This window comes from Prevotella intermedia ATCC 25611 = DSM 20706 (assembly GCF_001953955.1).
In the GTDB taxonomy this organism is placed as follows: domain Bacteria; phylum Bacteroidota; class Bacteroidia; order Bacteroidales; family Bacteroidaceae; genus Prevotella; species Prevotella intermedia.
This window is the reverse complement of the sequence record NZ_CP019301.1, coordinates 13,687-40,681: the sequence shown is the minus strand read 5'-3', so window position 1 is coordinate 40,681 and position 26,995 is coordinate 13,687. Positions and strand designations below refer to the sequence as shown.

Annotated in this window: 22 protein-coding genes and 2 pseudogenes; 8 read left to right on the top strand and 16 right to left on the bottom strand. The window is 47.9% G+C overall.

The annotated features are described in order from the left end of the window. Positions 1-48 precede the first annotated feature (48 nt). The 6 genes from BWX39_RS08755 to dnaN all read right to left on the bottom strand — a co-directional run bounded on the left by BWX39_RS08755 (position 49) and on the right by dnaN (position 7,530). Positions 49-1,716, bottom strand: coding sequence for a trypsin-like peptidase domain-containing protein (locus tag BWX39_RS08755; protein ID WP_028906006.1), 1,668 nt, complete (start codon positions 1,714-1,716; stop codon positions 49-51). Positions 1,717-1,730: 14 nt separating this feature from the next. Beyond that, positions 1,731-3,401, bottom strand: a complete 1,671-nt coding sequence (recN, locus tag BWX39_RS08750; protein WP_028906005.1) for a DNA repair protein RecN — start codon at positions 3,399-3,401, stop codon at positions 1,731-1,733. 11 nt (positions 3,402-3,412) lie between these two features. Continuing rightward, complete coding sequence (porD, locus tag BWX39_RS08745; RefSeq protein WP_051129513.1) at positions 3,413-4,339, bottom strand: type IX secretion system protein PorD; 927 nt, start codon at positions 4,337-4,339, stop codon at positions 3,413-3,415. Beyond that, a complete protein-coding gene (gene coaBC / locus BWX39_RS08740) occupies positions 4,275-5,477 on the bottom strand; it encodes a bifunctional phosphopantothenoylcysteine decarboxylase/phosphopantothenate--cysteine ligase CoaBC (RefSeq protein ID WP_028906003.1) in 1,203 nt (400 codons plus the stop codon). The genes porD and coaBC overlap by 65 nt, the downstream gene beginning before the upstream one ends. A gap of 2 nt (positions 5,478-5,479) precedes the next feature. Further along, the gene (locus BWX39_RS08735; protein WP_028906002.1) at positions 5,480-6,334 is read right to left on the bottom strand and encodes a 3'-5' exonuclease; all 855 of its coding nucleotides are present in this window, start codon (positions 6,332-6,334) and stop codon (positions 5,480-5,482) included. A gap of 71 nt (positions 6,335-6,405) precedes the next feature. Next, positions 6,406-7,530, bottom strand: coding sequence for a DNA polymerase III subunit beta (dnaN, locus tag BWX39_RS08730; RefSeq protein WP_028906001.1), 1,125 nt, complete (start codon positions 7,528-7,530; stop codon positions 6,406-6,408). A gap of 284 nt (positions 7,531-7,814) precedes the next feature. Between dnaN and BWX39_RS08725 the strand changes: the two genes are divergently transcribed. Together BWX39_RS08725 and BWX39_RS08720 are read left to right on the top strand one after the other, a co-directional pair. Beyond that, the gene (locus BWX39_RS08725) at positions 7,815-8,204 is read left to right on the top strand and encodes a DUF3127 domain-containing protein (RefSeq protein WP_014708650.1); all 390 of its coding nucleotides are present in this window, start codon (positions 7,815-7,817) and stop codon (positions 8,202-8,204) included. 201 nt (positions 8,205-8,405) lie between these two features. Further along, a complete protein-coding gene (locus BWX39_RS08720) occupies positions 8,406-9,134 on the top strand; it encodes an SDR family NAD(P)-dependent oxidoreductase (RefSeq protein WP_028906000.1) in 729 nt (242 codons plus the stop codon). A 453-nt stretch (positions 9,135-9,587) separates the two neighbouring features. Here BWX39_RS08720 and BWX39_RS08715 read toward each other — a convergent pair whose 3' ends face one another. Next, complete coding sequence (locus tag BWX39_RS08715; RefSeq protein ID WP_028905999.1) at positions 9,588-10,655, bottom strand: DNA/RNA non-specific endonuclease; 1,068 nt, start codon at positions 10,653-10,655, stop codon at positions 9,588-9,590. A gap of 746 nt (positions 10,656-11,401) precedes the next feature. On the opposite strand from BWX39_RS08715, the gene BWX39_RS08710 reads away from it, so the two are divergent. The 3 genes from BWX39_RS08710 to BWX39_RS08700 are packed head-to-tail and all read left to right on the top strand — an operon-like array spanning position 11,402 to position 14,333. Further along, the gene (locus BWX39_RS08710) at positions 11,402-12,631 is read left to right on the top strand and encodes a site-specific integrase (RefSeq protein WP_028905998.1); all 1,230 of its coding nucleotides are present in this window, start codon (positions 11,402-11,404) and stop codon (positions 12,629-12,631) included. 56 nt (positions 12,632-12,687) lie between these two features. After that, positions 12,688-13,932: a site-specific integrase gene (locus BWX39_RS08705; protein ID WP_028905997.1), complete on the top strand. Its 1,245-nt coding sequence runs from the start codon at positions 12,688-12,690 to the stop codon at positions 13,930-13,932. Continuing rightward, entirely contained in the window at positions 13,929-14,333 is a 405-nt protein-coding gene (locus tag BWX39_RS08700; protein ID WP_028905996.1) for a hypothetical protein, read from the top strand. Before BWX39_RS08705 ends, BWX39_RS08700 begins: the two co-directional genes overlap by 4 nt. 196 nt (positions 14,334-14,529) lie before the next feature. Here the strand turns inward: BWX39_RS08700 and BWX39_RS08695 are convergent, their stop codons facing one another. The 9 genes from BWX39_RS08695 to BWX39_RS12155 form a co-directional block, all read right to left on the bottom strand. After that, positions 14,530-15,837, bottom strand: a complete 1,308-nt coding sequence (locus tag BWX39_RS08695; RefSeq protein WP_028905995.1) for a DUF1302 family protein — start codon at positions 15,835-15,837, stop codon at positions 14,530-14,532. A 1-nt stretch (position 15,838) separates the two neighbouring features. Further along, entirely contained in the window at positions 15,839-16,618 is a 780-nt protein-coding gene (locus BWX39_RS08690; RefSeq protein ID WP_004367589.1) for an outer membrane lipoprotein-sorting protein, read from the bottom strand. A gap of 11 nt (positions 16,619-16,629) precedes the next feature. After that, positions 16,630-19,047, bottom strand: a complete 2,418-nt coding sequence (locus tag BWX39_RS08685) for an efflux RND transporter permease subunit (protein ID WP_028905994.1) — start codon at positions 19,045-19,047, stop codon at positions 16,630-16,632. 256 nt (positions 19,048-19,303) lie between these two features. Continuing rightward, the gene (locus tag BWX39_RS08680; protein WP_028905993.1) at positions 19,304-21,031 is read right to left on the bottom strand and encodes an ABC transporter ATP-binding protein; all 1,728 of its coding nucleotides are present in this window, start codon (positions 21,029-21,031) and stop codon (positions 19,304-19,306) included. A 25-nt stretch (positions 21,032-21,056) separates the two neighbouring features. Then, a complete protein-coding gene (locus tag BWX39_RS08675) occupies positions 21,057-22,811 on the bottom strand; it encodes an ABC transporter ATP-binding protein (protein WP_028905992.1) in 1,755 nt (584 codons plus the stop codon). Between the two features lie 32 nt (positions 22,812-22,843). Next, the gene (locus BWX39_RS08670) at positions 22,844-23,458 is read right to left on the bottom strand and encodes a TetR/AcrR family transcriptional regulator (RefSeq protein WP_028910947.1); all 615 of its coding nucleotides are present in this window, start codon (positions 23,456-23,458) and stop codon (positions 22,844-22,846) included. A 312-nt stretch (positions 23,459-23,770) separates the two neighbouring features. Then, a complete protein-coding gene (locus tag BWX39_RS08660; RefSeq protein WP_028906117.1) occupies positions 23,771-24,061 on the bottom strand; it encodes a helix-turn-helix domain-containing protein in 291 nt (96 codons plus the stop codon). Next, positions 24,058-24,348 (bottom strand): helix-turn-helix domain-containing protein, encoded by a 291-nt coding sequence (locus tag BWX39_RS08655; RefSeq protein ID WP_028906118.1) that lies wholly within the window; start codon positions 24,346-24,348, stop codon positions 24,058-24,060. The genes BWX39_RS08660 and BWX39_RS08655 overlap by 4 nt, the downstream gene beginning before the upstream one ends. Before the next feature lie 27 nt (positions 24,349-24,375). Continuing rightward, on the bottom strand, positions 24,376-24,552 hold the full coding sequence (locus BWX39_RS12155) for a hypothetical protein (protein ID WP_154650394.1): 177 nt from the start codon (positions 24,550-24,552) through the stop codon (positions 24,376-24,378). 208 nt (positions 24,553-24,760) lie between these two features. On the opposite strand from BWX39_RS12155, the pseudogene BWX39_RS08650 reads away from it, so the two are divergent. From BWX39_RS08650 to BWX39_RS08640, 3 genes and pseudogenes are all read left to right on the top strand, one after another. After that, positions 24,761-25,567, top strand: a pseudogene (locus tag BWX39_RS08650) (VapE domain-containing protein); the annotation flags it as partial. Positions 25,568-25,667: 100 nt separating this feature from the next. Continuing rightward, positions 25,668-26,567 (top strand): IS982 family transposase, encoded by a 900-nt coding sequence (locus BWX39_RS08645; RefSeq protein WP_076123173.1) that lies wholly within the window; start codon positions 25,668-25,670, stop codon positions 26,565-26,567. Positions 26,568-26,582: 15 nt separating this feature from the next. Further along, positions 26,583-26,966, top strand: a pseudogene (locus BWX39_RS08640) (VapE domain-containing protein); the annotation flags it as partial. Positions 26,967-26,995 lie beyond the last annotated feature (29 nt).

Below are 26,995 nucleotides of genomic sequence, written 5' to 3'. Positions count from 1 at the left end.
GTCTTTATCTGAATTAACTCAATATGGGGCGTATTGTTGGTTACTTTTTTACTGGAATTGGTTCAGGAAAGTGTCGGCTTGAGGGTTGCCTAAGCTTTTTGCTTTCTCTATGTTGGCAATGCCTTCTTGCTTTTGGTTGTTTCTGCACTGGGCTATTCCGAGTATCAGATAGGCTTCGGCGTAGTCTGCCTTCAGTGCTACGGCTTGCTGGGCGGCTAAGATTGCTTCTTCGAGTTTGTTGAGTCGGAGGAGTAGGCTGCCTGCTTCGGCACAATAGATGGGTTCTGCTGGGTCGAGGCGGGTGGCTATCAAGATGTCTTGTAGGGCTTGTTGCCAGAGCTTTCCTTTTACTTCGCATTGTTCGCGAATGTAGTAGAAGTTGGCTTCCAAGATGCTACCATAAAGATATTCGTAGGCGTAAAAGTCTTTTATTGCTTCGCGATATTTGCCCATTTTGTCTAATTGCTGGGCACGTGCAAGGAAGTATGGGGCTGCGGTTTGTGTGTAGGGTGTGTCGCAAAGTTCGATGCTCTTGTTCAGAAGCGATAGTATTTCTTCATTGTTGCCGTTGAGATTCTCCTGACATTGTGCCATTTCTAAATAGAGCTCGGGGTTCTTTAGTTGTGTTTTTGTGAGTGCCTCGAAGTCTTGATACGCTTTTTGATAGTCGCCCTTTGCGTATGTAATCTGCGCTTGAAGATGCTTGTAGATGGGTGCAGGGTTCAGTTTGTAGGCTTCGTTGGCTTGGCTCATCGCCTTGTCTAACGTCCACCCTTGCGCCTTAGCCTTTTCTGTCAGTGCTGCCGTTACGGCTCCTTGATACATCAGGCGGGCATAGTTGTAGTGGGCTTCGTCCTTTGCCTTCACCTTCGCAATGGCTTGGAGCAGCACCTTTTCTGCCTCGCCGATGTCGCCTTTGCCGAACAAGTTGGTTGCCAAGGCGATGTAGCCGTTGTTCAGTGCAGGAAATTTCTGAAGGAAATCGTTTATGGTGGCTGTTCTTATTTCATCGTTCTTTGCAGCCGACAGCATCAGTGCGAGAATGGCTTCGTCGACAGATTGGGGCAGTCCGATTCTGATTCCACATTGCAGTAGGGTGGGGTCGTTCTGCGAAAGTCCTACCAATGCGAAGTCGTTGGCGTAGCGGGCATCGGTTGCGCTTTGCAATGTGCCCGAATTGTTGTATATGCCTACGAGCTGTCCCTTGTCGTTCAGCAGGGGCGCACCGTTGTTTTTTTCGGGTGCAGAGGTGGTGAGTACGCAGTAGTTGTATTTCTCCATAAACTTTTCCACCTTGCTTACGCTGGCTTTTATTGGGTCGCCCGCCTTGGCAGGTATCACCACCCAGGCGGTTGTGTTTGCATCAATGGAAGATGCGAATGGGGCAGCAGTGGTTTTTGCATTTACCTTGAACTTAGCCAAGTCGTATATCTCGTTGGCACCGAGCATTGCTTCCACATCGTATTTCTGTCCGTTGTTGTCGATGATTACGGCTTTGGCTGCTCCTGCAAATGGCTGCCACGTGCTGATGCCGATACCGTCGGTAGAAACGAAGACACCGTTCGTAGTAGAGAGGATAGAGCCTTTAGCGTCGAATGTGGTAAGCGTAAAGGTGGCGTTGGCAGCCTTCTTCACTGCTGAAGACTGCGCTTTCGCCGTTGTGGCGATGCCGAAACAGAGGGTGAGGAATAGGAAAAATATCTTTGTTCTTTTCATAATTCTATGGTCGTTTACGAGGGTTGGTTGCTGTTTAATAGTTCTCGGGCATTCTGCAAGGCTGCTTCCGAAATGTCTGAACCAGAGAGCATCTGTGCTATTTCAGCCACTCTTTCGTCGGTTGTCAGTTCTCTTAGCTGACTGGTGGTGCCTGTTGGCGTGTCGCGTTTCTCCACTTTATAGTGCGTTGTGCCCAATGCTGCAATCTGCGGAAGGTGTGTTATGGAGATTACCTGCTTGTTGTTGCTGCCCATCTGCTGCATTACGAAAGCCATTTGCTGGGCAATCTTGCCGCTTACGCCTGTGTCTATCTCGTCGAAAATGATGGTTGGCAGCTTTACAGCACCGCTTATCATCGCCTTTAGTGAGAGCATAACGCGGGCTATTTCGCCACCCGAAGCCACTTGTGCAATGGGTTGCAGCGGATTGTTGCGGTTGGCAGAGAAAAGGAATTGCACCTTGTCGGCACCGTCGGCAGCCAGTGGCTTTGGCTCGAACTGAATGTCGAACTGCACGTTGGGTATGCCCATAGGCACGAGTTTTTCTTTCATCTCCTTCTGAATAGCCTTTGCAGCTTTCTCTCTGCCCTTGGTCAGTAGGGCAGCCTGCGTGGTGCAGTCGGCTTGTTTCGCAGCAAGTTCCTGCTCGGCTTCCTTCAGAAGTTCGTCGCTGTTGTCTATTCCGTCTAACTTTTGCTTCAGTTCGGCTTGTATGGCGAGCAGCTCTGCGATGGTTTCTACGTGGAATTTCTTTTCAAGATGATAGATTTTATCCAACTGCTCGTTGATGTAATCTAATCTGTTGGGGTCGAAATCAATGTCGCCTGTCGCCCTGCTCACCTCCTCGGCAATATCCTTCACCTCTATATAAGCGGTGTCGAGGCGGTTGCAAAGTTCTTCGGCTTTAGGAAAAACGTTGGCTATGCCCGCTATGGTTTCGGCGGCAGACTTTAGTTGTTTCACCGCTCCAGTCTCGTCTTCGTTCAGTGCATTGTCGGCATTGTAGAGCGATGCCTTGATGTCTTCTGCGTGCGAGAGAGTCTTGCTTTCGGTCTCGAGTTCCTCTTGCTGCCCTTCTTGCAGGTTCGCACTTGATAGTTCTTCGTGCTGAAAACGCATAAACTCTTCGTTTTCAGCGTTCTCTTTCAGTTGCTTTCTTATCTGTTCCAACCTTTTTTCAGCATCTTTATACGCCTTGAAAGTGGCTTTGTAGGCTGCCATATCCTTGTCGTTGGCAGCCAATATGTCGATAACGTTGAGCTGGAAGTCTTCTTTCTGCAAAAGCAAATTCTGGTGTTGCGAATGTATATCCACCAATTGGTCGCCCACTTCGCGCATCAGGTTCAGTGCAACAGGCGTGTCGTTGATGAATGCACGTGATTTTCCGTTGCTGCCAACTTCGCGTCGGAGAATGGTTTCATCGGCATCGAAGTCGATGTTGTTATCGGTAAAGAACGTGTCGAATGCACCTTTTGGCAGACTGAACGTAGCTTCGATGACGCATTTTTTCTCGCCTTGCTTTATCTGTTTGCTATCGGCTCTGTTGCCTAAGAGCAAGCCGATAGCCCCAAGAATAATGCTCTTTCCTGCACCCGTTTCGCCACTGATAACGGAGAAACCGTTGCGAAAGTCGATGTCTAATTGGTCGATGAGCGTGAAGTTCTTTATATAAAGATGCTTGAGCATAGCTGTTTGTCTTATTGTTTAATCTTGTCCCACGATGCGTTTTGGCTTGCATTGATGCCGAAAAGAATTTCGTAGACAGCCTCTTTTTCCTTTTGCGTGCCCTTTTTGTAGTATATATTGGCAAGCTCGTCCTTCTTATAGTCTGTCCAAATCTGTGGCAACATACTCATAGGCTTGTCTTCGTGTGCCTTTTTCAAGTCGTTTTGCAACGCCGTTGTTATGTTTGTTCTGCCTCGTTCGGGACTGTTTGCCATTTCGTCCAAGCCCGTTCGGTAGTAGTCGTATTGCAATTGGCGGAAGGGTTTCATACCTCCGTCGAGGTAATCGTTGATGATGGCGAAGCGGTTTTTCGAGTTTTCAAATGCTTTCCAACCTGTAAAGCTAAGGTTCTGTGCGTTGTTGGTAAGGTTCATGCAGCGTTGCAGAATGTCTTCGCCGCCCATAGGCGCAAACGAATCGAGGTTTAAGCCGATGATGAGGTAAGCGTAGTAGCCGAAGAGGGCAGTGAGTTGGTTGTCGATGTTCTCTTCGTTGAATTCTATTTGGTCGAACTGTGCAAACTCGAAGTTGAAGTCGCCGTCCTTAATGTTGAACAATGTAGAGGTGTATGCCGAGTTGTAAATAGGTCGGTTCGCCTGTATGAGTGCCGTACAGGTGAAGGCGTTGCTGCTTTGGTCGTATTTTGTAACGGTGATGTTGAAGTTGCAAACAATGCGTTCGTTCTTTTGGAACTTGAGGTTAGTCCACTGTCGTTCGTTCACAAACTGTTCGAGGGTTTGCTGCAAGTTCTCGAACACCGACTTGTCGGTACCCTGTATCTGGTTGTGGTTGATGGTTATCTTTGCTTGCAACTCCTGCGCTGTGGCGTGGTTGTTAAAGAATAGAAACCAGCTCGTCAATAATGTCGCGAGCCACCAAGTGTTTACGCTTCTTTTCATATTCTTTCTTTCCTCCTTTTGAAATAATAGTTATTTGGTTGTCGTCCGTCTGGAAGGTCGTGCCGGCATTGCGTGTGGAGTTCAGCACGATAAAATCGGCATTCTTTTTCACCAACTTTGCCGAAGCATTTGTTTCCTCGTTGTTTGTTTCCAATGCGAAAGCGACGATGCGTTGTTGGCTTGTCTTCTGTTGTCCCAAAGCGGCTGCAATGTCGTGAGTGGGCTGCAGGTCGATGTGCAGGTTGTCCTTTTCTCGCTTAATCTTCGTATCGGAGAAGCTCAGAGGCTTGAAATCAGCCACGGCAGCGCACAATATGGCGACGGTGGCAGCAGGAAAGGCTTGCTGACAGGCTTCGTACATCTGCTCGCAGCTTTCTACATCGATGCGGTTGATGCCTTCCGAGCACGCTATGTGTACAGGTCCAGCCACGAGTGTAACGTTGGCACCACGCTTGAAACACTCTTCGGCAAGGGCAAAGCCCATCTTTCCCGACGAGTAGTTACCTATAAAACGTACAGGGTCTATCTTTTCGTATGTAGGCCCTGCTGTTATCAGCACGTTTTTTCCCTCCAAATCTTGTGTGGCAACGGTGTTGTTGTCGAAGTATTGGTCTAAAAAAGCCACAATGGCTTCGGGTTCTTCCATGCGTCCCTTGCCTTCCAAGCCGCTTGCCAAGAAACCACTACCTGCTTCTATAATGTGGTTTCCTCTGCGTTTCAGCGTGTCGATGTTCTCTTGCGTAGAGGTATGTTTGTACATATCGAGGTCCATTGCGGGGGCGATGAACACAGGAGCCTTCATGGAAAGGTAGGTCGTAACGAGCATATTGTCGGCTATTCCGTGGCACATCTTGCCCAATGTTGCGGCTGTGCAGGGCGCAATGAGCATAGCATCAGCCCATAAGCCGAGGTCTACGTGCGAGTGCCACGTGCCGTCGCGTTGAGAAAAGAAATCGCTGATGACTGGTTTCTGTGTCAGTGCCGACAGTGTGATAGGGGTGATGAACTCTTTTCCACTGGGCGTTATGACCACTTGAACTTCTGCACCCTGCCTTACGAGTTGACGAATGATAAGACAACTTTTATATGCGGCAATAGAACCTGTGATGCCGAGAACGATTTTCTTTCCTTTGAGCATAGCTATCGATTGTTAAATTCGCGAAGGCGAATGCGTGTAAGCACTTGTTTGGTGTTGTAGGTGAAGTCGTTTGCCAATATCCAACTGTAGAAACCAGGGTCTCTGCGCAGCACTTCTGCCACGTCCCAACCACGGTATTTGCCGAAGTTGAACACTTCGTGGCGACGTGGCTGTCCGTGTTCGTCGAGCAAGGTGTTGCCGTCTTTGTCGGTAACATCTTTCCAAACGATACGCCCTGCAAAGTCTACATTGTCGTTCATACGCGAGAACTCTGCCAGTTCGCCCATGTCGTTGTTCAGTATGCGTTCTGGTTCGTCTTGGTTTTCAGCAGAATACATCTTAATCTGTCCTTGCAGTACACGCCACGTTGCTTCGGTGTCTTCGTCGGCTTTGTGGGCTGTGAAGTCGTCTTCCATCTTTCTGCCACAGTAAAATTCGTAGGCAGCGGCAAGGTTGCGGCGTTCCATTTTGTGGTAAATGTTTTGTGCATCGATGAGTCGGCACTTCGAGAAATCGAAGTCTACGCCTGCCCGCAGAAATTCTTCTGCCAACAACGGAATGTCGAAACGGTTGGAATTGAAACCTGCAAAGTCGCAGCCCGTGAACTTGTTTGCCAGTTCGGCTGCCTTTTCTTTGAACGTTGGTGCGGCAGCCACGTCGTCGTTGGTGATGCCTGTAAGTTCTTCTACTTCTTGCGGAATTTCTTTCTCAGGGTTGATGAAAAGGTTTTCTCTTTCTTCTTTCCCATCGGGGAATACCTTTATATACGATAATTGTATGATGCGGTCTTTTACAAGGTCGAGCCCTGTCGTTTCCAAATCGAAAACTATCAAGGGTTTTGTTAAGTTCAGTAACATTCTGCTATTATTTATAATGTGTGTGGGCAGACTTCTGTTGAAAATCTGCCCACACATTTAATTATATCTTATTAATCGTTGAGCAATACAGGCATAACGAGCATAAGCACGTTTTCGCCTTCTGGCTGCTCTGCAGGAACAACGAGCCCTGCACGTGATGGGTCTGCCAGCTGTATATTTACTTCGTCGCTTTGCAGGTTGCCCAGTATTTCCAAGATGCTGCTGCCCTTGAAGCCAATGTTCATTGGGTTGCCTTCGTACGTGCAAGTCATACTTTCCTTTGCGCTTGTTGCGAAGTCGATGTCTTCTGCGCTGAGGTCTAACTGTCCGTTTGCAATGTGGAAGCGAATGAGCTGTGAAGAATCGCTTGCGAATGGCAGCACACGGCGAATAGCACCAATGAGCGACTTGCGGTCGATGGTGATTTGGTAAGGGTTGTTTTCTGGAATCACGCTGTTGTAGTTCGGATACTTTCCATCAATGAGTCGGCAAATCAAAATGCCCTCTCCGAACGAAAATTCAGCCGAACGAGCGTCGAAGCGAACCACCACGTCGCCACCGTCTTTTGCTATGAAGCCCTTCAGCAATGCTGCAGGTTTCTTTGGCAAGATGAAAGCTGCGGGAACATCGCTCTTCACAGAGAACACACGGTTGCGCACCAACTTGTGTCCGTCGGTAGCCACAACAGCCAGACTGTCAGCCGTGAGGTCGAAGTAAACGCCGTTCATCACAGGGTGAAGCTCGTCTTGCGCAGTAGCGAAAAGCGAGCGTGTAATGTTTTCTACCAACACTTCTGCACTCAGCGTAATGTTTGTTGCGTCAGCAGAAATGGGTTGTGGAATAGGAAACTCGTCTGCCTCCAAGATAGGGAAATTGTATGAACCATTCTGATAGCTGATGTAAATGGTGTGTTCGTCCATATTCACATCTACTGTGAGTGGCTGCTCGGGAAGTTCCTTTACGGCATCGAGAATATTGTGGTTGTTTACTGCAAATTTGCCCTCGCCCTCGAGTGCGTCAAGATTCATCGACATACGTACAACGTTCTCGCTATCCGAAGCAGTGATTGCGAGCTGACCATTTTGCGCGTCAAATATGAAACAATTTAGTATTGGCAAAGAATTTTTGCTGTTGATAACACGTGAAAGCGACAGCAATCTACTGCTCAAGGCAGTGCTTGAAATAGTAAATCTCATTAGTTCCTATATATTTTTAGTTATAACTCATTTTATGCAAGATGTTCCGATAAGCCCATAGGCTCAAAACCGAAATATTCTTCTTCATCGTACAAAAATACGAAAAAGTCGTGTGAAAAACAAAATTTACAGGTAAAAGTTTTTGTTTTTAGAACTATTTTAGTAATTTCGCCAAAGTAATGCCAGCGAGTGGTACGAGTGCCTGCGCTCAAACACCCAGCCACAGCTTGCTAATGCAAGGTATTTAAAGAAACAAATTTATTAATAACACCGCAAAATATAACATGGAATTACAAGGAAGAGTCATTGCAGTATTAGAGCCACGCGAAGGAACATCGGCACGTGGTCCGTGGAAATCACAAGAGTATGTAATCGAAACACACGACCAATATCCAAGAAAAATGGTCTTCAACATCTTTGGTGCCGACCGTATCGACCAGTTTGCCATCAAGGCTGGCGAAGAAATCATCGTAAGTTTCGACATCGATGCCCACGAATACAACGGCAGATGGTTCAACAACATACGTGCGTGGAACATTCAGAGAGTTGATGCCGCAGCTGCACAGGCTGCCAGTGTGCCACCCGCTGCTGCGCCACAAGCACCAGCAGGCGGAAGTCAGGAACCATTCCCACCCGCTGCATCAGACAGCGCAGCCGACGACCTACCGTTCTAAAACTCGGTAAAGGCAGCGTCAGTTACGCCTTTCAATAAACAAACAAAAGGGGCTGAAACCACATTTTGCTGGTTTCAGCCCCTTTTTGATGAACGAAAGATGGGCGATTTTTTGGCTGTTTGATACTTTTTTCTTATCTTTGTAAAACAACAACTTACAGACTGAAAGCTAACAAACAGGTAACAAATCAATTTTTGAACTATGAAAAGAGCTATTGTAATAGGTGCCAGCAGCGGCATCGGGCATGAGGTGGCAAGGCTCCTCATCATGCAAGGGTGGACAGTTGGCGTGGCAGCACGCCGCACGGAGAAGTTGGAAGACTTGAAGAACTGTGCGCCAGAACGCGTATTCACAGCGCAGATTGATGTAACCAACGAGAAGGCAGACGGGGCTCTTTACCAGCTCATAGAGCAGATGGGAGGGCTGAACCTCTATTTCCATTCAGCAGGAATCGGGTGGAAAAATCCGACTTTAGAACCCGAAAAAGAAATGAAGACAATGCAAACCAATGGTCTTGGTTTTGTACGTATGGTGGGCGAAGCCTATCGCTATTTTGCCACACACGGTGGCGGACACATTGTCTGCATCACTTCCGTGGCAGGCACAAAAGGCTTGGGAGCCATTCCTGCCTACAGTGCCACGAAAGCTATGCAGAACACTTATCTGCAAGCCTTGGAGCAGTTGGCTAATAATCATCGTTATAACATACGCTTCACGGACATTCGCCCTGGTTTCGTAGATACTCCGTTACTGTCCGAATCCTCTCACTTCCCTATGCTGATGAAGACCGAGGATGTGGCAAAAAGCATTATGAAAGCCATAGAAAAGAAGCGGCACGTCAGTGTAATCGATGGTCGCTGGCGAATCTTCACAGCTGTGTGGCGACGTATTCCGAACTGGATTTGGAGGCGAATGAAGCTGAACAACTAACTGCATACCTCGCATATAGGTTCATAGAAAGCCGATGCAAATATGAGGAACAGAATAAATTCTGCCCTGTAATTTGTTCGCATTGTTGGTATTGTACATAGGAGTGGTTTAACAAAAAACCGCCCTCATTTTGTAAAGATTATTTCGCCGAAAAACGATAATTTCGATTTGGCATTGCGAAAGCGGCTGTTTTGCATCGCAAAACAGCCGCTTTTACCGTGCAAAACCTACGCTTTTGCATTGCAAAACAATAGGTTTTGCAATGCGCTGATAGTTAGGTGGTTATGTGATAGTTTATCTTGTGAAAAATGTTTACACCCTTATTGCCCTTTTTTCGTTCAAAAGACAAGTGGTTGTTTTTGGTTTTCTATTGTTTCAATGCTTTGGTTGTAAAGCAAAAAGCAGTACCAACACGGTGGTTTGGTACTGCTTTCTGTTAAGCTAAAGCGGGCATTATTTTTTTGATTTCTTTGTGGGTGAGACCTCCCAATAATCGCTGTCAAGCGTACTTTCCACTTGGGTCTCAATATCATCTGGAAGGTTACAGAAAAAATCTATGCCGGTACGCTTTTCCAATTCATCGATAGTGATGTATTCGGTAACCGACTTTGTTGCTACGTGTGGCGACCAAATGCCCATAGCTCTATACTTGTTGGTTGCACAGTCGTACGAAAGCAAAGCCATATAGAAATACTTTGGAATTATCAGATGGTTTACATTCGGCACATTTTGTTTTGTATATCCAATGATATCTGCCTTCTTATCTATAGTCGCAGCTTTTACAATGTAAAGCGTATCGCATTTCTTCTCGCTTGTTCCTTTCTTATAGAACCACCCGTCTTTAATGCGTTGCTCCAGTCCTGCCCACACTCCTCCATTATGACCTTGTAGCTGTGGCTGCATATTAGTAAGGTAGAAAGTCTGCTCATTGGCAACAGCAGAACATAGGCGGTCATAGGAAGGGCATAGGTGTCCACGCGAATGGCCCGAACTGGCATAATCTTTCAGCTCAGAGCGGTATTTTGCAGGTATGTCAGTATCTGGCTTAAATGCATCTTTGCGTTTCCCTTTCTTTTCGGCTACGCTTTCATACATCTGATAGCAAGTCCAACGGTTGGCCCTCTTGGTACCGTCCCACTCAATGGAAAAGTTAACTGGGTTTCCTTTCATGTCGGTTATATAATATGACTTTTCAAAGGTTACATTACTTCCTTGGTAGAAGCGTGGAAACTCCAATCTCCATCCTTCTTTGTTCTTAGCAAGGTCTTCCTTGGTATTCTTATTGGCATTGTTTTTAACAGGGAGGGGAGCAATCTTTGATATAGGGTAGTCGACCGACACCGTAGAATTCTTTGGATAGACCTTGACAACAACGCCTTCTATGACACGTATGCTGTCTGCATCTCTATTAATGGTATAGGTGTAGGTTCCTTCTTTTTTCGTTTCGATAGTAAGTACAGTCTGTGCCTGCGCGATAATAGTTATCAGCAATGCAGGGATTGTCAACAAAATTTTCTTCATAATTTATATTTTTTGGTTATTAAAATTGAATCTCCATCGTCTTTTATTGTCTTTTCGTGTATATAGTGGCATTGTTCCGTTGTATTATATCGGAGTAAACTCGTGCTTTCGATGCAGAGCCAGCATACCTTTCCACAGAAAGCGTCCCACGCTTCCTCCGAGTTGGCTGCGAACTATTATGCTGTAAAGTTACAAAAAAAATTGCAAAGGAAGAAATAAAACAAGGAAAAAAGACAATCGCCTATCCGTTTTTCGGTTTTCTACGTGTATTTACAAATAATGTAACTGTTATAACAGCGAATGGTTGAAACATATTAAAGATACGAGCAGGGTGTCCACGAAAAACAAAAGCGACTGTTTTGCAGCGTAAAACAGCACTTTTACCATGCAAAACCTACGCTTTTGGAACGTAAAACAATAGGTTTTGCAATGCATTGATAGCGAGGTGGTTATGTAACTAATCAATGAAAATGAAAAAATGTCGAAGTTGACATAAACTAACTGATAATGAGATGGAAACGAAATGATTTGCATAAGACTGCTCTATTTGTAAAGGGCAGGAATATGCAGATTTAGGCAGAAGTTCAGTTACCAGAGTGTTACCTTGTTTTGATGTTGGTAACGATGGAGAAGAAATAGGTAACCAAATTATTTTCGCTCGTGTGGCTGTTGCTTTGGTCAGCAGTTTTCTGCGTAAGTGAGGAACACTTTAATTCGGGTAATTTTGCCCACAAATATTAAAGCGTATGAAAACAGAAAAGATGAAGGTGTTGCTCTACCTTAAAAAGAGCGGTTTGGACAAGTCGGGCAAGGCTCCGATTATGGGACGTATTACCATTGAGCGTTCCATTGTTCAGTTTAGTTGTAAACTCTCCTGCAATCCCGATTTATGGAATCCACGTGAGAGCAGGATGGATGGTAAGAGCCATGAGGCGGTGGAGATTAATGGGAGATTGGAGAACCTGTTGCTTTCCATTCAATCTGCCTATCAGTCGTCGGTTGCCAAAGGACAGCCATTTGACGCAATCAATGTAAAGGAACTGTTTCAAGGCAGCGTTCAAACTCGCTGTATGCTCATCGAAAGACTGGATATGCTCATCAAGGAGAAAGAAAGCCATATCGGTATAGACATCAAGGAAGAGTCTGTGTCTGCCTATCATTCCACTCGGAAACGGTTGCAAGAGTTCATTCAGAAGAAATACCATGTTTCGGATTTAGCATTCTCGCATCTCACAGAAAGCTTTATCTATGAATTGCAGACATTCTGTCTTGGCGAACTCGGTCATCAGCAAAGCACATTTTTCAGAGTTGCAGCAGATTTGAAGACCATCTGTAGGCTGGCTTATCGTGAGGGGCTGGCTGATACGCTTCTGTTTGACAAAGTCCATATAGAACGCGGAAACAAGAAAGCACTCAAGGCACTTGACAAGGAAGCATTGAACAAACTGAAAGCAATCTGCTTTGGTGAATTGGAAAAAGAAATGGAAACCGCTCGTGATGTATTTCTCTTCGCTTGCTATACCGGTGCAGCCTATTATGATTTGATGGAACTAAGCAAGAAGCATCTTGTTCGTGATGATGCAGGTAGTTTGTGGTTGAAGTTCAACCGACAGAAGACGGGTGTGCTTTGTCGTATCAAGTTGTTGCCGGAAGCAGTTCGCTTAATTGAGAAAATGCACAGCGATGAAAGGGAAACGCTGCTGCCTTTCATCAAATATCCCACTTATCAGTCCTGTCTTAAAGCCTTGCGACTACGGGCAGGTATTTCTTTTCCCTTTACCTCGCACATGGCAAGACATACCTTTGCCACACTTATCACCTTAGAGCAGGGCGTTCCAATCGAAACGGTGAGTAAGATGCTCGGACATACGAACGTAAGTATGACCGAACGTTATGCAAAGGTTACACCACAGAAACTCTTTGAGGAGTTTAACCGTTTCATTTCTTTCACCGAAGATATGCAGTTGGCTATCTAATCTTTATACTTTGTATATTCTTATGCATTCATTCCAGAAATTAAAACAACAAGACAATGAGAAGTACATTCAAGACACTATTCTATATCAACAGACAGAAGACAAAGGCAGACGGCAAGACCACCATTCTCTGCCGTATCACCATAGACGGAAAGAGTACCGCCATTACCACAGGCGAGGAATGCAAATCCTCCGAGTGGAACAGCAGGAAAGGACTGACAACCGACAAGAAAACCAATCAAAGAATCGACGAGTTCAAAGAACTTGTAGAAAAGACCTATCAGGAGATATTGATAAAGGACGGAGTGGTAAGCGTGGAACTGCTCAAGAACCGTTTGCAGGGGATAGCCACCATGCCGACAACACTTCTTGCCATGAGCAAGGCAGAACTGCAATCCGTTAAAGAGTGCGTGGGCAAATCAAGAGCTGAGGGAACCTATCAGAATCTTCTCTATTCAGATAAGTTACTTACGGAGTTTGTAAAGGATAAGGGAATGACGGATATAGTCATAGCCACTATACCGGAAGACTTGTTTGAAGAATACCGTTTCTATCTGAAAAAACGAGGCTTGGCAACAGCAACCATGAATCGCTATCTTTGTTGGCTGAGTAGGCTGATGTATCGTGCGGTCAGTCAAAGGCTCATTCGCTGTAATCCTTTTGAGAATGCCAAGTATGAGAAAGTGAAACAGAAGATACGCTTTCTGCAAAAGAGCGATGTTGCCAAACTCATGGCATTGAGAGTAATTGATAAGGAAGCAGAACAAGCAAGACGGATGTTTATCTTTGCCTGCTTTACGGGCTTGGCTATTGCTGATATGGAACATTTGCAATTTGGACACATTCAAACGGCAGCCGACGGACAGAAATATATCCGTAAAGAAAGGCAGAAGACAAAGGTGGAGTTTATTGTGCCCCTGCACCCGATAGCGGAGGCCATCATCAATCAATGCAAGAAAGAACAACTGAGCATGAAAGAAATGCAGACAGTGAAAGGAAAAGGCGACGACTTTATTTTTCACTGTGCTTGTAGCCGTAGCGTGATGAGTGCAAAGCTGAGCATCGTGGGTAAGGCGTGTGGCATCAGAGAACGGTTGTCCTACCACATGGCGAGGCACACATTCGGCACGATGAGTTTAAGTGCAGGGATACCTATCGAAAGCATTGCCAAGATGATGGGGCACGCCTCTATATCCAGTACTCAAATCTACGCACAGGTTACCGATAATAAGATTTCGGAGGATATGGACAGATTGATTAGGAAACATCAAAAAGAAGAAATAAGGGAGGAAGCCGTATGAATGTCAATCACCATCAAACAAAAAGAGAGCGCAGCTATTTCGAGTGGGGCGACAAGATGCAAATCATTCGTAAAGGCAAAGGTGATATAGCCATGACCGAGAGTGAGCTCGTTGACTTCTTCGGTGTAACATGGAAGAAACTCAACTATCGTCTGCAGCAACTACTAAAAGTATCTTCCCTACGTCCCGATGAAAGGGATACAGGGGAGTTGGAAGTATTCGTAAATAGGCTGTTAAAAGGTTATGCCCCACTTTATCCGCTTTCAATCATCATCGCTTTATCTTATCAATTGGACAGCACGGAAGTACACTTGTTCAGGAAATACATCTGTCGAGAACTGCAACGCCCTGTACCTGTGAGGGAGCAGATATACCTACACTGCAATGGCAGTATCAATTGATACACTTTTCTTTTTCATCGATATCAATCTACGACATAACTACAAAAGATATAAAATTGTGATAGAAAGAAAATTAGAATGTAGTTAGAGAAAGACAAGCATTACTACCCTATGACTACATTCTATTTTTCTTCTTTACGCACTTTCACAAGTTATTTTTATTTTGAGTATAATCATTTCATGTATTAAAATGGAATCAGAAACTATACTTCATCTTCACCCACGCTTCGGAGTTCTTACCATACATGGCAAACTTGCCTTTGTTGGCATGGAAATAGTCGTAGCCGGCGGTGAGTTCTATATCGTCGTTGAGAGAATAGGAGGCGGAAAGGCGGTTGAAGATGCCGCCGCTTGCCACGTCGATGTAGGCAAAGGTGGAGAGTTTCAGCGTGTTGTGCAGCAGTTCCTTCGAGAGTCTTGCTGTGGCAAGTCCGGCATTGCGATAGACGGAGAGCGCTGCGAGATTGCCCGATGTGTATTTATGGCAATACTGCACACTGATGTTCCAGTCGTTACCCGGATACCAGTCTACCCCTGCAAGGGCGTTGAGGGTGTTGCGCCGCATGGCATTCTGCCCCAAGCCGCTTCCTTGTGCCTCGCCTATGTACTCGGCGACTTCGGCGCGGAGGACAAACTGACCGACGGGCAATGAGCAGTCGGCACCCAACATCGTCATACGGCGGTACTGTCCGTTGATGTGGAGCGTCCTTCCATCGCCCGACAGGGCAGGGCAAAGGGCGGGCAACTTGTTCCACGTCCGCAAGGCACTCACGGAGAAGTCTATTCCGCTGAGATTGACGCTTGCCCGTCCGCCAAACTCCATATTCTTGATTTTCTTCTCCGGCTTGCCGCTTTCCAAGTCGGTGGTGTAAGGCTGTGGTGCAGACGGCAGGCGTATCGCCCACGGATTGCGCTCGTCTGTCGGCAACACGAAGAAGTCTGCCACAGGATTGCACACGGCTTCAAGGGTGACCGAACCTCTTGTGTATTTTGCACGCAGCCCGTTGACGGGCATGCGAATGTCGTCGTAGTCTTGTGCGAGAAACTCTGTATAGTCAAACGGCGACACGCAATCGGTAACGCGCAGTGCATCCGCCACGCCCCATACGACAATCTGCCGCCCCACGCGCAGGTCGAAGTTGCCCTTTGCATAAGAGAGATAAGCCTCGCGCAATTCCAGTCCTGTGCGTTCTTTCAATATTCCGTTGTAGGTGGCGTTCAGAGATAGGAAGAGCGAAGCCGCCCCTTTCTCGAGTTTGAGTTCTCCCCGCGCCCGAGTTCGCGAAGCCATCCAGTCGGCACGTCCCTCCGTCCTGACGGCATGGTAGGTGTCAAGAAAACCTTTCACCTGCACCTGCAAGGCATTATCGTCCGATGCTTCGACCGTTTCCTGTGGAGTGCATTCCGAACCGATGGTGTCGCTATCGGCCGGCAATGTATTATCGATTTGGGCCGCTGCCTGCACCGAGAGTATCGGCACAAGCAAGAGCATAAATAGTTTCATATCAGAGTCCTTTCTCCAGTTGGGAAACAGTGAAAAGGTTAGGCGATAGCTTTATGTTGAACTTCTGATTGTCCATACGGATAATGGTTTTGTGTCCCGTCTGTACATTCTCCATCTGCATAAGGTGCATCGTCCAGAAGCCCTGCACTTTATTTATGTTGGAAATCGTGAGCCTACGGTGCAGCTTGTTCAGCTTATCGTAGTATTCCGCCTTTACCGCCATCAGGCAGTCCTGCCGAACCCAGGTGACGCGGCGTGTGTAAATCTCATCCTTGTCGTTGGGTACCGACTCTACCACCCAACATTTTTGACCGCCCAACATTTCTTCGCGCAGAAGCGTATGCTTCTCTTCGTCCACGCTGCGGGCGCTCATATCGTTGTAGGTAAAGTCGCTGCCCATGAAGTAATCGGTTTTCGACGATTTCCCGCTGATGCGCCTCGTCTTTTTCATTGCCGGAAGATAGAGCCACTTATCGTCCGTCTTGGCGGTATTGTCGTAGTCCCAAGTGAGGAATCCCGTACCCTTCACGTCGCCGGGATAGGTGAAGAACATGATTTTCTTCGTATCATTGCCTATGTCCATTGCCCACGATTCGAGTTTCCTCACACGCTTATGCCCGCTCTTCTGAATGAGCGTCATTTCGATGGTGGCATAACGTGTGTCGCCGTCTGCGCGGTTTCTTACTTTCTGCATGATGTCTCTGCCCGACAGCCCTGCTGCCTGCGCGCCGCACACCGCCAGTATGGAGATGAGCAGCAATGTGAAATGTTTTGTTTTCATATCGTTATATTTTATGGTGTTTTGTTATTACTAAGGAAGTTCGTTTGTCGTTCCTTGGGAAGTTCATTTACCGCTTCCGAGGAAGTCCGCTTATCATTCCCGAATACACGGAGATACTTGAAAAGAATTGGCGCGAGAAAGAGGTCTGCCAGCAGTGCCGACATCATACCGGCCACAGCCAGAATGCCCCAATTGCGCATCTGTGTGCCGTCGGAGAAGACGAAGCCCGTAAACGTGGCCGAGATGACGACTGTGGACATGACGATGGCGAGTCCTTCGGTGCGGAAAGTTCGGTTGATGGCTTCTGCATAATTGCCGCACCTATCATATGCCACATGGCTGTGGTTGATGAAATGAATGGTGTCGTCGACGGCAATACCCAAGACCATCGGAATGAGCGAGGCTGTCATCATATCGAGCGGATAGCCCAACCAACCCATCATACCGCCCACGATGATGGCGGGGGCAATATTCGGTATCATCCCAACGAGCCCCACTTTCCAGTTGCCGAAGACAAGCACGAGGATAACGCCTATGACCAATACCGACAACAGCATCGACCACATCTGCCCGCGCTCCACATACTGCTGCATCACGGTGAACTGCGGTATGCTGCCTACCACCGAGACGTGTGCGCCGGGAAAGAGCTTGCGCGCCTCCGCCTGCAAGTCGTTCATTTCCTTTTCCGCCTCGTTGGAGTTGTAGTCTTTCATCTCCAACTGCAACCGCAGCCGCTTGTAGTCGTAATCCATCCAGTATTCCGATTCCGTACCGCCCGCATTCTCATAGAGCAACAGCAACTGCGCCACCATATCGGCATTGTCGGGAATACGGTAGAACTGCTGCTTGTTGCCGTTGAGCGTACAGTTCATATCTTTCACGATGTCGGTGATGGAATTGTGGCGTTTCGTCAGCTTGTAGCCACCCGCAATCTCTGCCAGTCGGTCGAGTTTCTGCAAATTCTCCGGCTTCTTGGCGTCGTTGTCGTGCGGCAAGGTAATCATAAGATCGTAGGAATAAATCGAACCGAGGTCGGTTTCGCAGAGGTCGAGGAATTTCTTTACGTAGGGAATCTTCCGCCCCATCGTCTTTTCGATGTCGAACGCCGGCTCGATGGAGAAGAGTCCGATACCGCAGAAGATAGTCAGCACAACCGACGAAACGACAATGGAACGATGGTTGCGTATCACGAAACTGCCGAACTGTTCGAATCGTTTGCCGATATATCCTTCAAAACTCTTCGACATATCGGCGGCAGGCTCGCGGTCCTTGCCGAACGACAATAGGATGGGTGTGAGCAGCAGGCAGGTGAGCAGCACGGCAAGCAGACAGAGCGAGGTGTTGATGCCGATGGCTCGCATCGGTACTATCTTCATTGACAGGAACGTCATCATGGCAGCCACGGTGGTAAGTCCCGACAGCAACACGCCCCAACCGGTTTCGCCTACGGCTTCCTTGATTGATTCCCTGCGCTTGCCTGTTTCAACAAACTGCGTCTTGAAGAAATTGTACAGGTGAATGTTATAGGCGATGGAGCAGGCAAAAGTCAGTATCACGGCTATCATTGTCGTGGTCATGTCAATGTAAATGCCCGTCCAGCCGATGATGCCGAAACTGATGAGCAGTCCGAACACGGACGTGAGCAGTGGTGCAACAACGCCGCGCAGCGAACGGGTTACGATGAACATCACAACGATGGAGATGATGAAGGCAAAGAGGAACAGCCGCCCCAGTTCGCTTTTGAGATAAACGAATTTCTCGTAGCCCAGATAGGGCATTCCCGCGGCGTTGGGCGACAGTTCGGCGTATTTCGCCTTGCCGATGATGTGTCCCGCTTCTTTGCCCGTAATCATATCGGGCGCAATGTCGCTCGTCTTCTTCCACACGCTGTCTTCGGGGAACGGCCGCAGTTTCACCATAATCCACGTCATCGTGCCGTCGTTTGACACCATCTTCTTTGCCAAATACGGTTTGCTGTACGCTTTCTGCCGGATTACATTCAGCGAAGCGGCATCAGACGGAATCTCGTCGGGGACAATCTGTTCGATGGTCATACCCTCCTCCGTACCTACGGCAAACTCAATATCGGTGAGCGACGTTACCTTGTCGGCATACGACAGGCTGTCTTTCAGTTCGTTGCTCAGTTCGCGAATGAGCGTCAGGCTGCGTTGGGAGAAGATGTCCTTGTTTTTCACCAGCACCGCCACATAGTAGTCGTTGCCGAAGATAGACTTGAACTCGTTGGTCTTGAGCAGCATCGGGTCGTCGCTCACGAAATAGTCGTCGAACGAAGTTTTCATCACGATGCGCTTCGCTCCCACAAACGAGAAGGCGACGATGACTGCGAACAACGCACCGACCACAAGACGGTGGCAGAGTATCCAGTCTGCCAACTGCTTGAATTTACTGTTGATTTTTACGATTTTCATTGTTGTTTTATCTTTGTTGTTATTACTATTTCTGACCGGTTGTTATTACTACCTCAGAACGGTCGCCAGAAACCTTTAATACTTATGTCATTGGATCAATTTGTCCAACTAATTAGACTAATTTGTCCAGCTCATTGGACTTGTCTGTCCAACTTATTGGATAAACGCGTCCAATTTGCACGGTCGCCATACGCGTCGTAAGCCATAGGCTGTTGCTGTTTGCCATAATCCTTTGCGAGCGATTGGTGTAGAGGTATTATTGCCGTTTTTCCTGTTGCAGACGAACCATGTGTGCGAACTCGCCGTTGCGAGCCAACAGCTCGTCGGGCGTGCCCTGTTCGCTCACCGTACCGCCGCTAAGCACCACGATGTGGTCGGCATTGCGGACGGTGCGCATACGGTGGGCGATGATGATGACGGTTTTGTTGCGCACCAGTTCGGAGATGCCCGCTTGTATTTTCGTCTCGTTCTCGGCGTCAAGGCTTGCGGTGGCTTCGTCGAGAAGTATGATTGGGGCATTCTTCAGCAGGGCGCGGGCAATGGAAATGCGCTGCCGCTCGCCACCCGAAAGGGTTTCGCCGTTTTCGCCGATAACGGTATCGTAACCTTGCGGCATTCGACTGATGAAGTCGTCGCACTGCGCCAGTCGGGCAACGTGGCGCACTTCCTCGTCGGTAGCGTTGCGCTTGCCGATTCGGATATTGTCGGCAATAGAGGCATTGAACAGCAATACGTCTTGAAAAACAATGGAATAATGTTTCAGCAGAGTTTCGGGGTCAATCTTCGAGATGTTGTTTCCACCCACAAGAATTTGTCCTTCGGCAATGTCCCAAAAGCGTGCGGCGAGCTTGGCAGTAGTACTTTTGCCCCCACCCGACGGTCCCACGAGGGCGGTAACGGTGCCTTGGCGTGCCGTGAACGAGACATTGTGCAGCACTTGCTTCTCGGTTTCGTAGGCAAAACTTACGTTGCGGAACTCGATGTCGTAGTTTTCGAGTTGTACGGCTGCACTTCCCTCCTGCGTGGGCATACCTTCTATTTCCTTCATACGGTTGATGCGCACATCGAGAAAGGAGAGAAGGGCAAGGTAGTTGCACACTTCGATAATGGGATTGTAGACCATTGCCGATGCCAAGAGGTAAGCCAAGTAGGTGAATACCGACACTTCGCCCTGCTGCAACAGCCACGCTCCCACCAATATAACGGTGGGCATGCCGAGTTTGAGCAGCATTCCGGCGAGGTTGAGGAAGACTCCTGCCACGAGTTCGCCACGCACCAGCTCGTGTTCGTAGCCCTTCAGCCGCTTGTCGAAGCTGCGGCAGTATGCCTGTTCGCCACTGTACGACCTTATTTCCTGCATACATTCCAGCCCTTCCTGTATCTGTTCGGTTACGCCACGCTTCACTTTATAGTGCTGAACGAAGGCTTTGTGGAGCTGACGGCGCGACAGCAACAGTACGGTTACGGCGAGCGGAACAACCCAAAAGAGGGCTAAAGCCAGGTGCCAGTTGTAGGAGAACATGCCCACGCCGATGATGACGACGCTCAGAGCCGACGCAAACAGCTGGGGAACAGCGTGCGAGAAGGTTTGCTCGAGCATCGTGCAGTCTTCCATCACGGTAGAGGTGAGGTCGGAAAGGTTGCGTTCGCCGAAGAAAGCGAGGGGCAGTCGGCGCAGTTTTTCCGCCACTCCGATGCGGCGTTGCGCACTCTCGTTGTAGACGGTGGTGTAGGTGCTGTCGTACTGTCGGAGGGCTATGAAGAACATAAACACTGCCAAGAGCACTGCCACAAGCACATAGAACCACAGCGTGTGCGGCTCGGTGGAGGTCTTGGCGTCGATGTGTTCCATGAGGAAGAAGAACAAATAGGTGGGCGGCAGCATCAATGCGAGGTTCATCAATGTAGAGAAGGCGATGCCTTTCCGCAAGTCTTTCGCTCCTTTTTCGGTGAGGGCGAACCGTTGTTGAAGATATTTTATCATTGTCTTGTGTCCTTTCTGTTTAGGTTTATAGTTTCCATGCCACCGACTTTTGGTATTCGTTCCACATCTTATAATATAATGTGGCTTGCTCCATGAGCTGTTGGTGCGTGCCCTGTTCGGCTATTCTGCCCTTGTCCACCACGACAATGTTGTCGGCATCTTGCACGGTGGTCAGTCGGTGGGCTATCATGAGCACGGTTTTTCCGCAAGTCAGGTGGGCAAATGCCTGCCTGATAAGGTGCTCGTTTTCGGGGTCGGCAAAGGCAGTAGCCTCGTCGAGCACCACGATGGGCGCATCTTTCAGAATGGCACGGGCAAGCACTATGCGCTGTTGTTCGCCGCCAGAGAGGTATGTTCCCTCCGCTCCTATCACGGTGTTCAGTCCCTGTGGCAGCCGCTTGATGATTTCCCGACTCTGCGAGAGGTCTACGGCACGGTTCACCTGCTCGATGGTTGCATCGGGATTGCCGTAGCGTATGTTCTCCAAAATGGAGGTCTTGAACAGTCGGGTATTCTGAAACACGAACGACACGTTGCGCATCAGCATTGCCTTATCCATGTGCCGAACGTCCACACCGCCTATTCTCAAACTGCCTTCGCGCACGTCCCAGAAGCGTGGAATGAGCCTTGCGATGGTTGTCTTGCCGCTTCCAGACGCTCCAACCAACGCAACGGTCTTGCCTTGCGGTATGTCGAGGTCGATGTGGCTTACGGCATCGCGCTCCGCCGCTTCGTATCGGAACGACACATTGCGCAGACTGACGTTGAAGACTGTCGCTTTCTCGGGCTTGGAACTCTCTGGAAGCGGTGGCGTGGCGGTGAGTTTCTCCAATCGGTCTACTGCTTCGTTTGCCAGAAAGAGGTTCTGACTGAGGTGCATGGCTTTCATTACGTTGGCTGCAATGATGGGTGCGATGAGCACATACAGCACCATATCGGAAACGATGATGGCAGTTTCGCCGCCGTGCCCTATCAGTATGATGCCCGTAGGCACAAGCAGAAAGGCGAAAGCATTGATGGCTATGGTGTAGGCAGACATGGGCGTGCGCCACAGAAGGGTGTACCTGATGACGAGGTCGCGGTAGTTGATGATGCTGTCGTGAAAGCGTTTGAACGAGAACACCGTCTGTTGGAAGACCTTCACGACGGGTATTCCGCGCACGTATTCCACGGCTTCGGCACTCATTTTCTCCTGTGCGTCGAGGTACATACGCTGGAAATCGTTGTTCTTAGGGTTCATCATGTAGCCCATGATGCCGAAGGCGCACACTATCGGTACCATTGCGGCAATGCCCAACTGCCAGTCTACGGCAAGCAGAAGCACTATAATGCCTATCGGAGCCACCACGCTGCCTGCCACATCGGGCAGTATGTGTGCCACGAAAGTGTGGGTCTGGCTCGAATCTTCGTCTATTATCTTGCGCATGCGCCCCGTGTTCTGCGTGTCGAAAAAGCCCAACGGAACCCGCATCAGCCGTTCCATGGCAGTGCGCCGCATATTGGTTTCGATGCGGAAAGCGGAAAGATGCGAGAGCATGAGGGCGGCGAAATAGAGCAAAACATTCGCCACCGACACCACGAACGCCGCAATGGCATAGTCCCATACGGGCGTATCGGCAAGGTTTCCGTCGGCAGTGAGCAGCGTGCGCACCACCAACCACAGGAAAATAAAGGGTACGAGCGACAGCAGTCCGTTCACTGCCGACAGCACAACCGAGCAGGGCAGCAACGGCTTGCGCCCTCCCATGTAACGTCCTAAGCGTTTCAGTATTCTTATCATCTTCTTCTATATATGTTAAAAGGTTGTTATTTCTACGGTTTCATCAGCTCTCTCCACCCTGCCATACTGTAAGCGGCATACTGCTCGAGCGCACGGTTCACCTCGCTTTCGTCGTACTCCTCGTGCTCCACAAGCTCGCAGAAGATGTTCACCCACATAGAACTCGCAATGTGCAGGAAGAAGGGCGATATGTCGATGTTGATGTGCGGATAGCGCGCTTTCATCAGTCGCAGGTATTCAGTGCCTGCTTTCAGTTGGTGTTCAGCTATTCTCTCCTTGTACCCCGCAAGCGATGTGCCTTCGGCATTGAACAGCAACAGGCGCAGCTCGGGGCGGTAAAGCCTCACCATTCGCTTCATTGCGCCGATGTATTCGTTCTGGAAATCGAGTGCGTCGAACACCTCGATGCAGAGGTGCCGCTCCTCGTTGTGCGACAGAATGTAGCGGTTCAGCTCGTTGAGCAGTGGCCGCAGCACCTCACAGAACAGCTCGTCCTTGCTGCGGAAGTAGTTGTACACGTTGCCAGCAGCAATGCCTGCACGCCGCGCCACCGTGCGGATAGACGTGCTGCGTGCGCCGTGAGCGATGAATTCCTCGCGCGCCACGGCAACGATACGCTGCCGAATGTCGTCTTTCAGTTTCTGCATACGCCCATGAAAACTTTAAATAATGAACCAAGTTCTGTTTTGTTCATAAAAAAATCGCACCGTTTCGTAATCGAACGGTGCGATTGATTGAACGAGCCTATTTGCGCTCTTACTATATAAATATTGTGTATTCGCATAGCTGCAATGTTTATTTTGCAAAAGTAGCAAAGATATAAAAACGCCGCAATACCCAAAAATAAGTATTTTGCAATAAATACTTATGTGTGTTGAATATCTAAATTTATTTTATAAGTCAAACAACATATTGTGGAATAGAATATGAAGAGTTTCAGTTATACAAAATCAATCCCCTCACTTGTAATTCTCCTCCAACATTCTCTCCAAGTCCGAAGCCTTGTAGAGTATTTTTCCTGCAAACTGCGTGTAGGGAATAATCCTTTTGTCCCGATAGTCCTGCAAGGTACGGGGACTGATATACAGCCGTTCGCACACTTCCTTGCCTGTGAGGAAAAGTTCGCCTGCAAAGAGTGGCTTGTGCGTCTGCGCCACTTCCACAATCCGTTTGCCTACACCTCTCAATGCCAAGATGACCAGCTGCATCTCGTCCGTCTCCATGTTCAAGTCTCTTGCTGTTTCCATTATATCTGTCTGTTTTTAGGTTTGTTAGACTTCGTAAGAAGCAATGCTTCCACATCCTCACGCTTGTAATAGCACTTGTGTCCGATTTGCGTAAACGGCAGCACACCCGTATCACGATAATGCTGCAAGGTGCGCTTGCTGATATTCAGCAGCCGGCAAACATCTCCGTTGTGCAGCCAGTCCGTGTGCTTGCTTTTCTCTCCGAATGCCTTGTGGCAGCATTCTGCAAGGCTCAAGATTTCATCCCGGAGCTTTGTCAAATTGGTTTCTGTAATGATGTAATAGTTCATAATCATATTTTATTATTGTTTGTTGTTTCAGGTCTTTCCTGTTTCTGCTGGCAAAGGTAATGGCGTGCGTGCGTCTCTCAAAGTCGAAGGGAACAGCAGGGATTTATCGGGAAGAATAAGAAAAAGAGCAATCCGTTCCATCGGTTCGCATTTGCGTTTTCCTGTCCCACCTTTTTCTTTCATTGCAAAATTAATATCGGGCATTTCTTATTCCATCCCTTTTCATTCAAGTGGCAGCTTGTGGCGTCGTAATGGAATAGGTTGGCACAGTAATCCGATATAAATATGCTCCAGTCAATAGTTTGTAGATAGTTGGAGCAAAAGACTGCATCTGAAAGCAAACAACGACATCCACATTTCCTGCTTACTCTTCGTTCGTACTATCCGTTTTTTTTTCTTAATGAGACGATAAATGCTCTTCTTGACTACCTATCTCCCTAAGAATTTTAAAGCGGACGAGTGCAACATTATGCAAGAAGGCTCTGAATGCTTGGAAGTTACGTATTCCCACCCTAACTTCACTCTTGGAAACCAATTCAAGGGAATAATGAAAAAGAAAGCAGATGCAGGCAATATAGACAGCAGGAGAAATCTTCATCGAAAGAGGAGTCCCTCCAAGAACGCAGAGATAGAAAACTATCTCTCCACACACTACGATTTTAGATACAATACAATATTGGGTAGAACCGAATATTGCAGTAAGGGTAATAATCGTTTTGTAAAAGTCGGTCGCTATGAAATCAATACGTTTCGCAGGGAACTTGATTGCGATGAAAGCATAGCGACTTCTGCCGAGAACCTTTATTCCATCATCGAGAGCAGCTTCTCTCCCCGTATCAATCCCGTGCAGGAGTATTTCAAAGAGTTGCCACTGATAGATATAGGCGATGGTAGTAGTTACAGTGGTAGTAGTGTTCCTATTTCCTTTTCACCAAAAGCAATTCCCAATTTGGCAAGTTGCGTGGTCGTCCGTAATTCTAACAAGTGGTTGCCGTATCTTACCAAGTGGCTTGTGGCGGTGGTCGCCAACGCAATTGACGACCGCGAGTGCCGTAACCATACCTGTCTTGTACTGACAGGTGAGCAGGGTAAGTTCAAGACAACGTTTCTCGATTTACTTTGTCCACCCAAACTGCACGGTTACAGCTATACGGGCAAGATATATCCACAAGAGAAGGACACACTCACTTATATCGGTCAGAACCTTATCGTAAACGTGAGTTCGATATAAGAAAGTTGTTTTAAAAGTTGTAGGAGTGGAATATTTTTTGTACCTTTATACTTGTAAACCAAAGAGTTACAAACAAATACCCACTCCTATGACTGATACAAATTTAATAGAAATATTCTGTATATTCGACGATTTTTGCAAGTATTTTACTCCAGAGTTGAAAAAACATACGCTTCAGGTACCCGGCAAGCGGCACCGTAACCGTGTTTCCCGTATGTCAGACAGTGAAATCATGACCATTCTGGTCCTGTTCCACACTCACCGCTTCCGAGACCTCAAGTCCTTCTACTTAGGCTATATCTGCCAGCATATGCGTGGAGACTTCCCACATCGGATTTCCTACAACCGCTTCGTCGAGCGACAAGCACAGGTCGCACTGCACCTGTTGCTGTTTCTCCAGACATGTGCACTGGGCAAGTGTTCAGGCATATCCATCATTGATTCCACACCACTGGCTTCCTGCCACATCAAGCGTGAGCGGCAGCACAGGACCATGAGGGGCTGGGCGGCAAAGGGAAAGTGCACCATGGGCTGGTTCTACGGCTTCAAGCTACATCTTGTCATCAATGACAAGGGAGAGATTATCCAGTGGAAGCTCACGCCAGGAAACGTAGATGACAGGGAGCCACTGAAGGACAAACGCTTCACCGAGAGGTTGTTTGGGAAACTCTTCGCAGACAGGGGGTATATCAGTCAGAACCTCTTTGAGATGCTCTTTGTGGACAATATACATTTAGTGACAAAGATAAAGAAGAACATGAAGAACTCCCTGATGAGCCTGTATGATAAGTTGTTGCTCAGAAAGCGTTCTGTGATAGAGACGGTGAACGATGAACTGAAGAATGTATGTCAGATAGAACACACCAGACATCGCTCTTTTGATAACTTTGCAACAAATCTGATAGCAGGACTCATTGCATACAATCTGTTGCCAAAGAAGCCAGAAATGAACATAGAAATAATTGATAAAAGCAGAATAATTGCATAGAGCTTATATCGAACTCACGTTATCGTAAATATAGATGACCAACTCAAAGCCCTCAATAAGCGGGATGAGAACGAGCTGAAAAACCTCATCACCTGTCCGATGGTCAAGTACCGTATGCCGTATGACAAGTACGTGGAGGAGTATCCCCACTTGGCAAGCTTCGTGGCATCAGTGAACGGCAATGACCTTCTTACAGACCCGACAGGCAGCAGAAGGTTTCTGCCCTTTGAAGTTCTATCCATAGACGTAGAGAAAGCCAAGCGTATGGGCGAAGCCTTGAAGAAAGCAGGATACATAAAGGTGAGCAAACGAAGAAACGGTGGTAGCCCCATCTATGTCTACAAGATTAGGAAAATCCTACCTTGCCCGCTCCTTCAAACTTGTAGTAACCAAATGTAGTAGAATGTGTAGTATTGTCTTATACTACA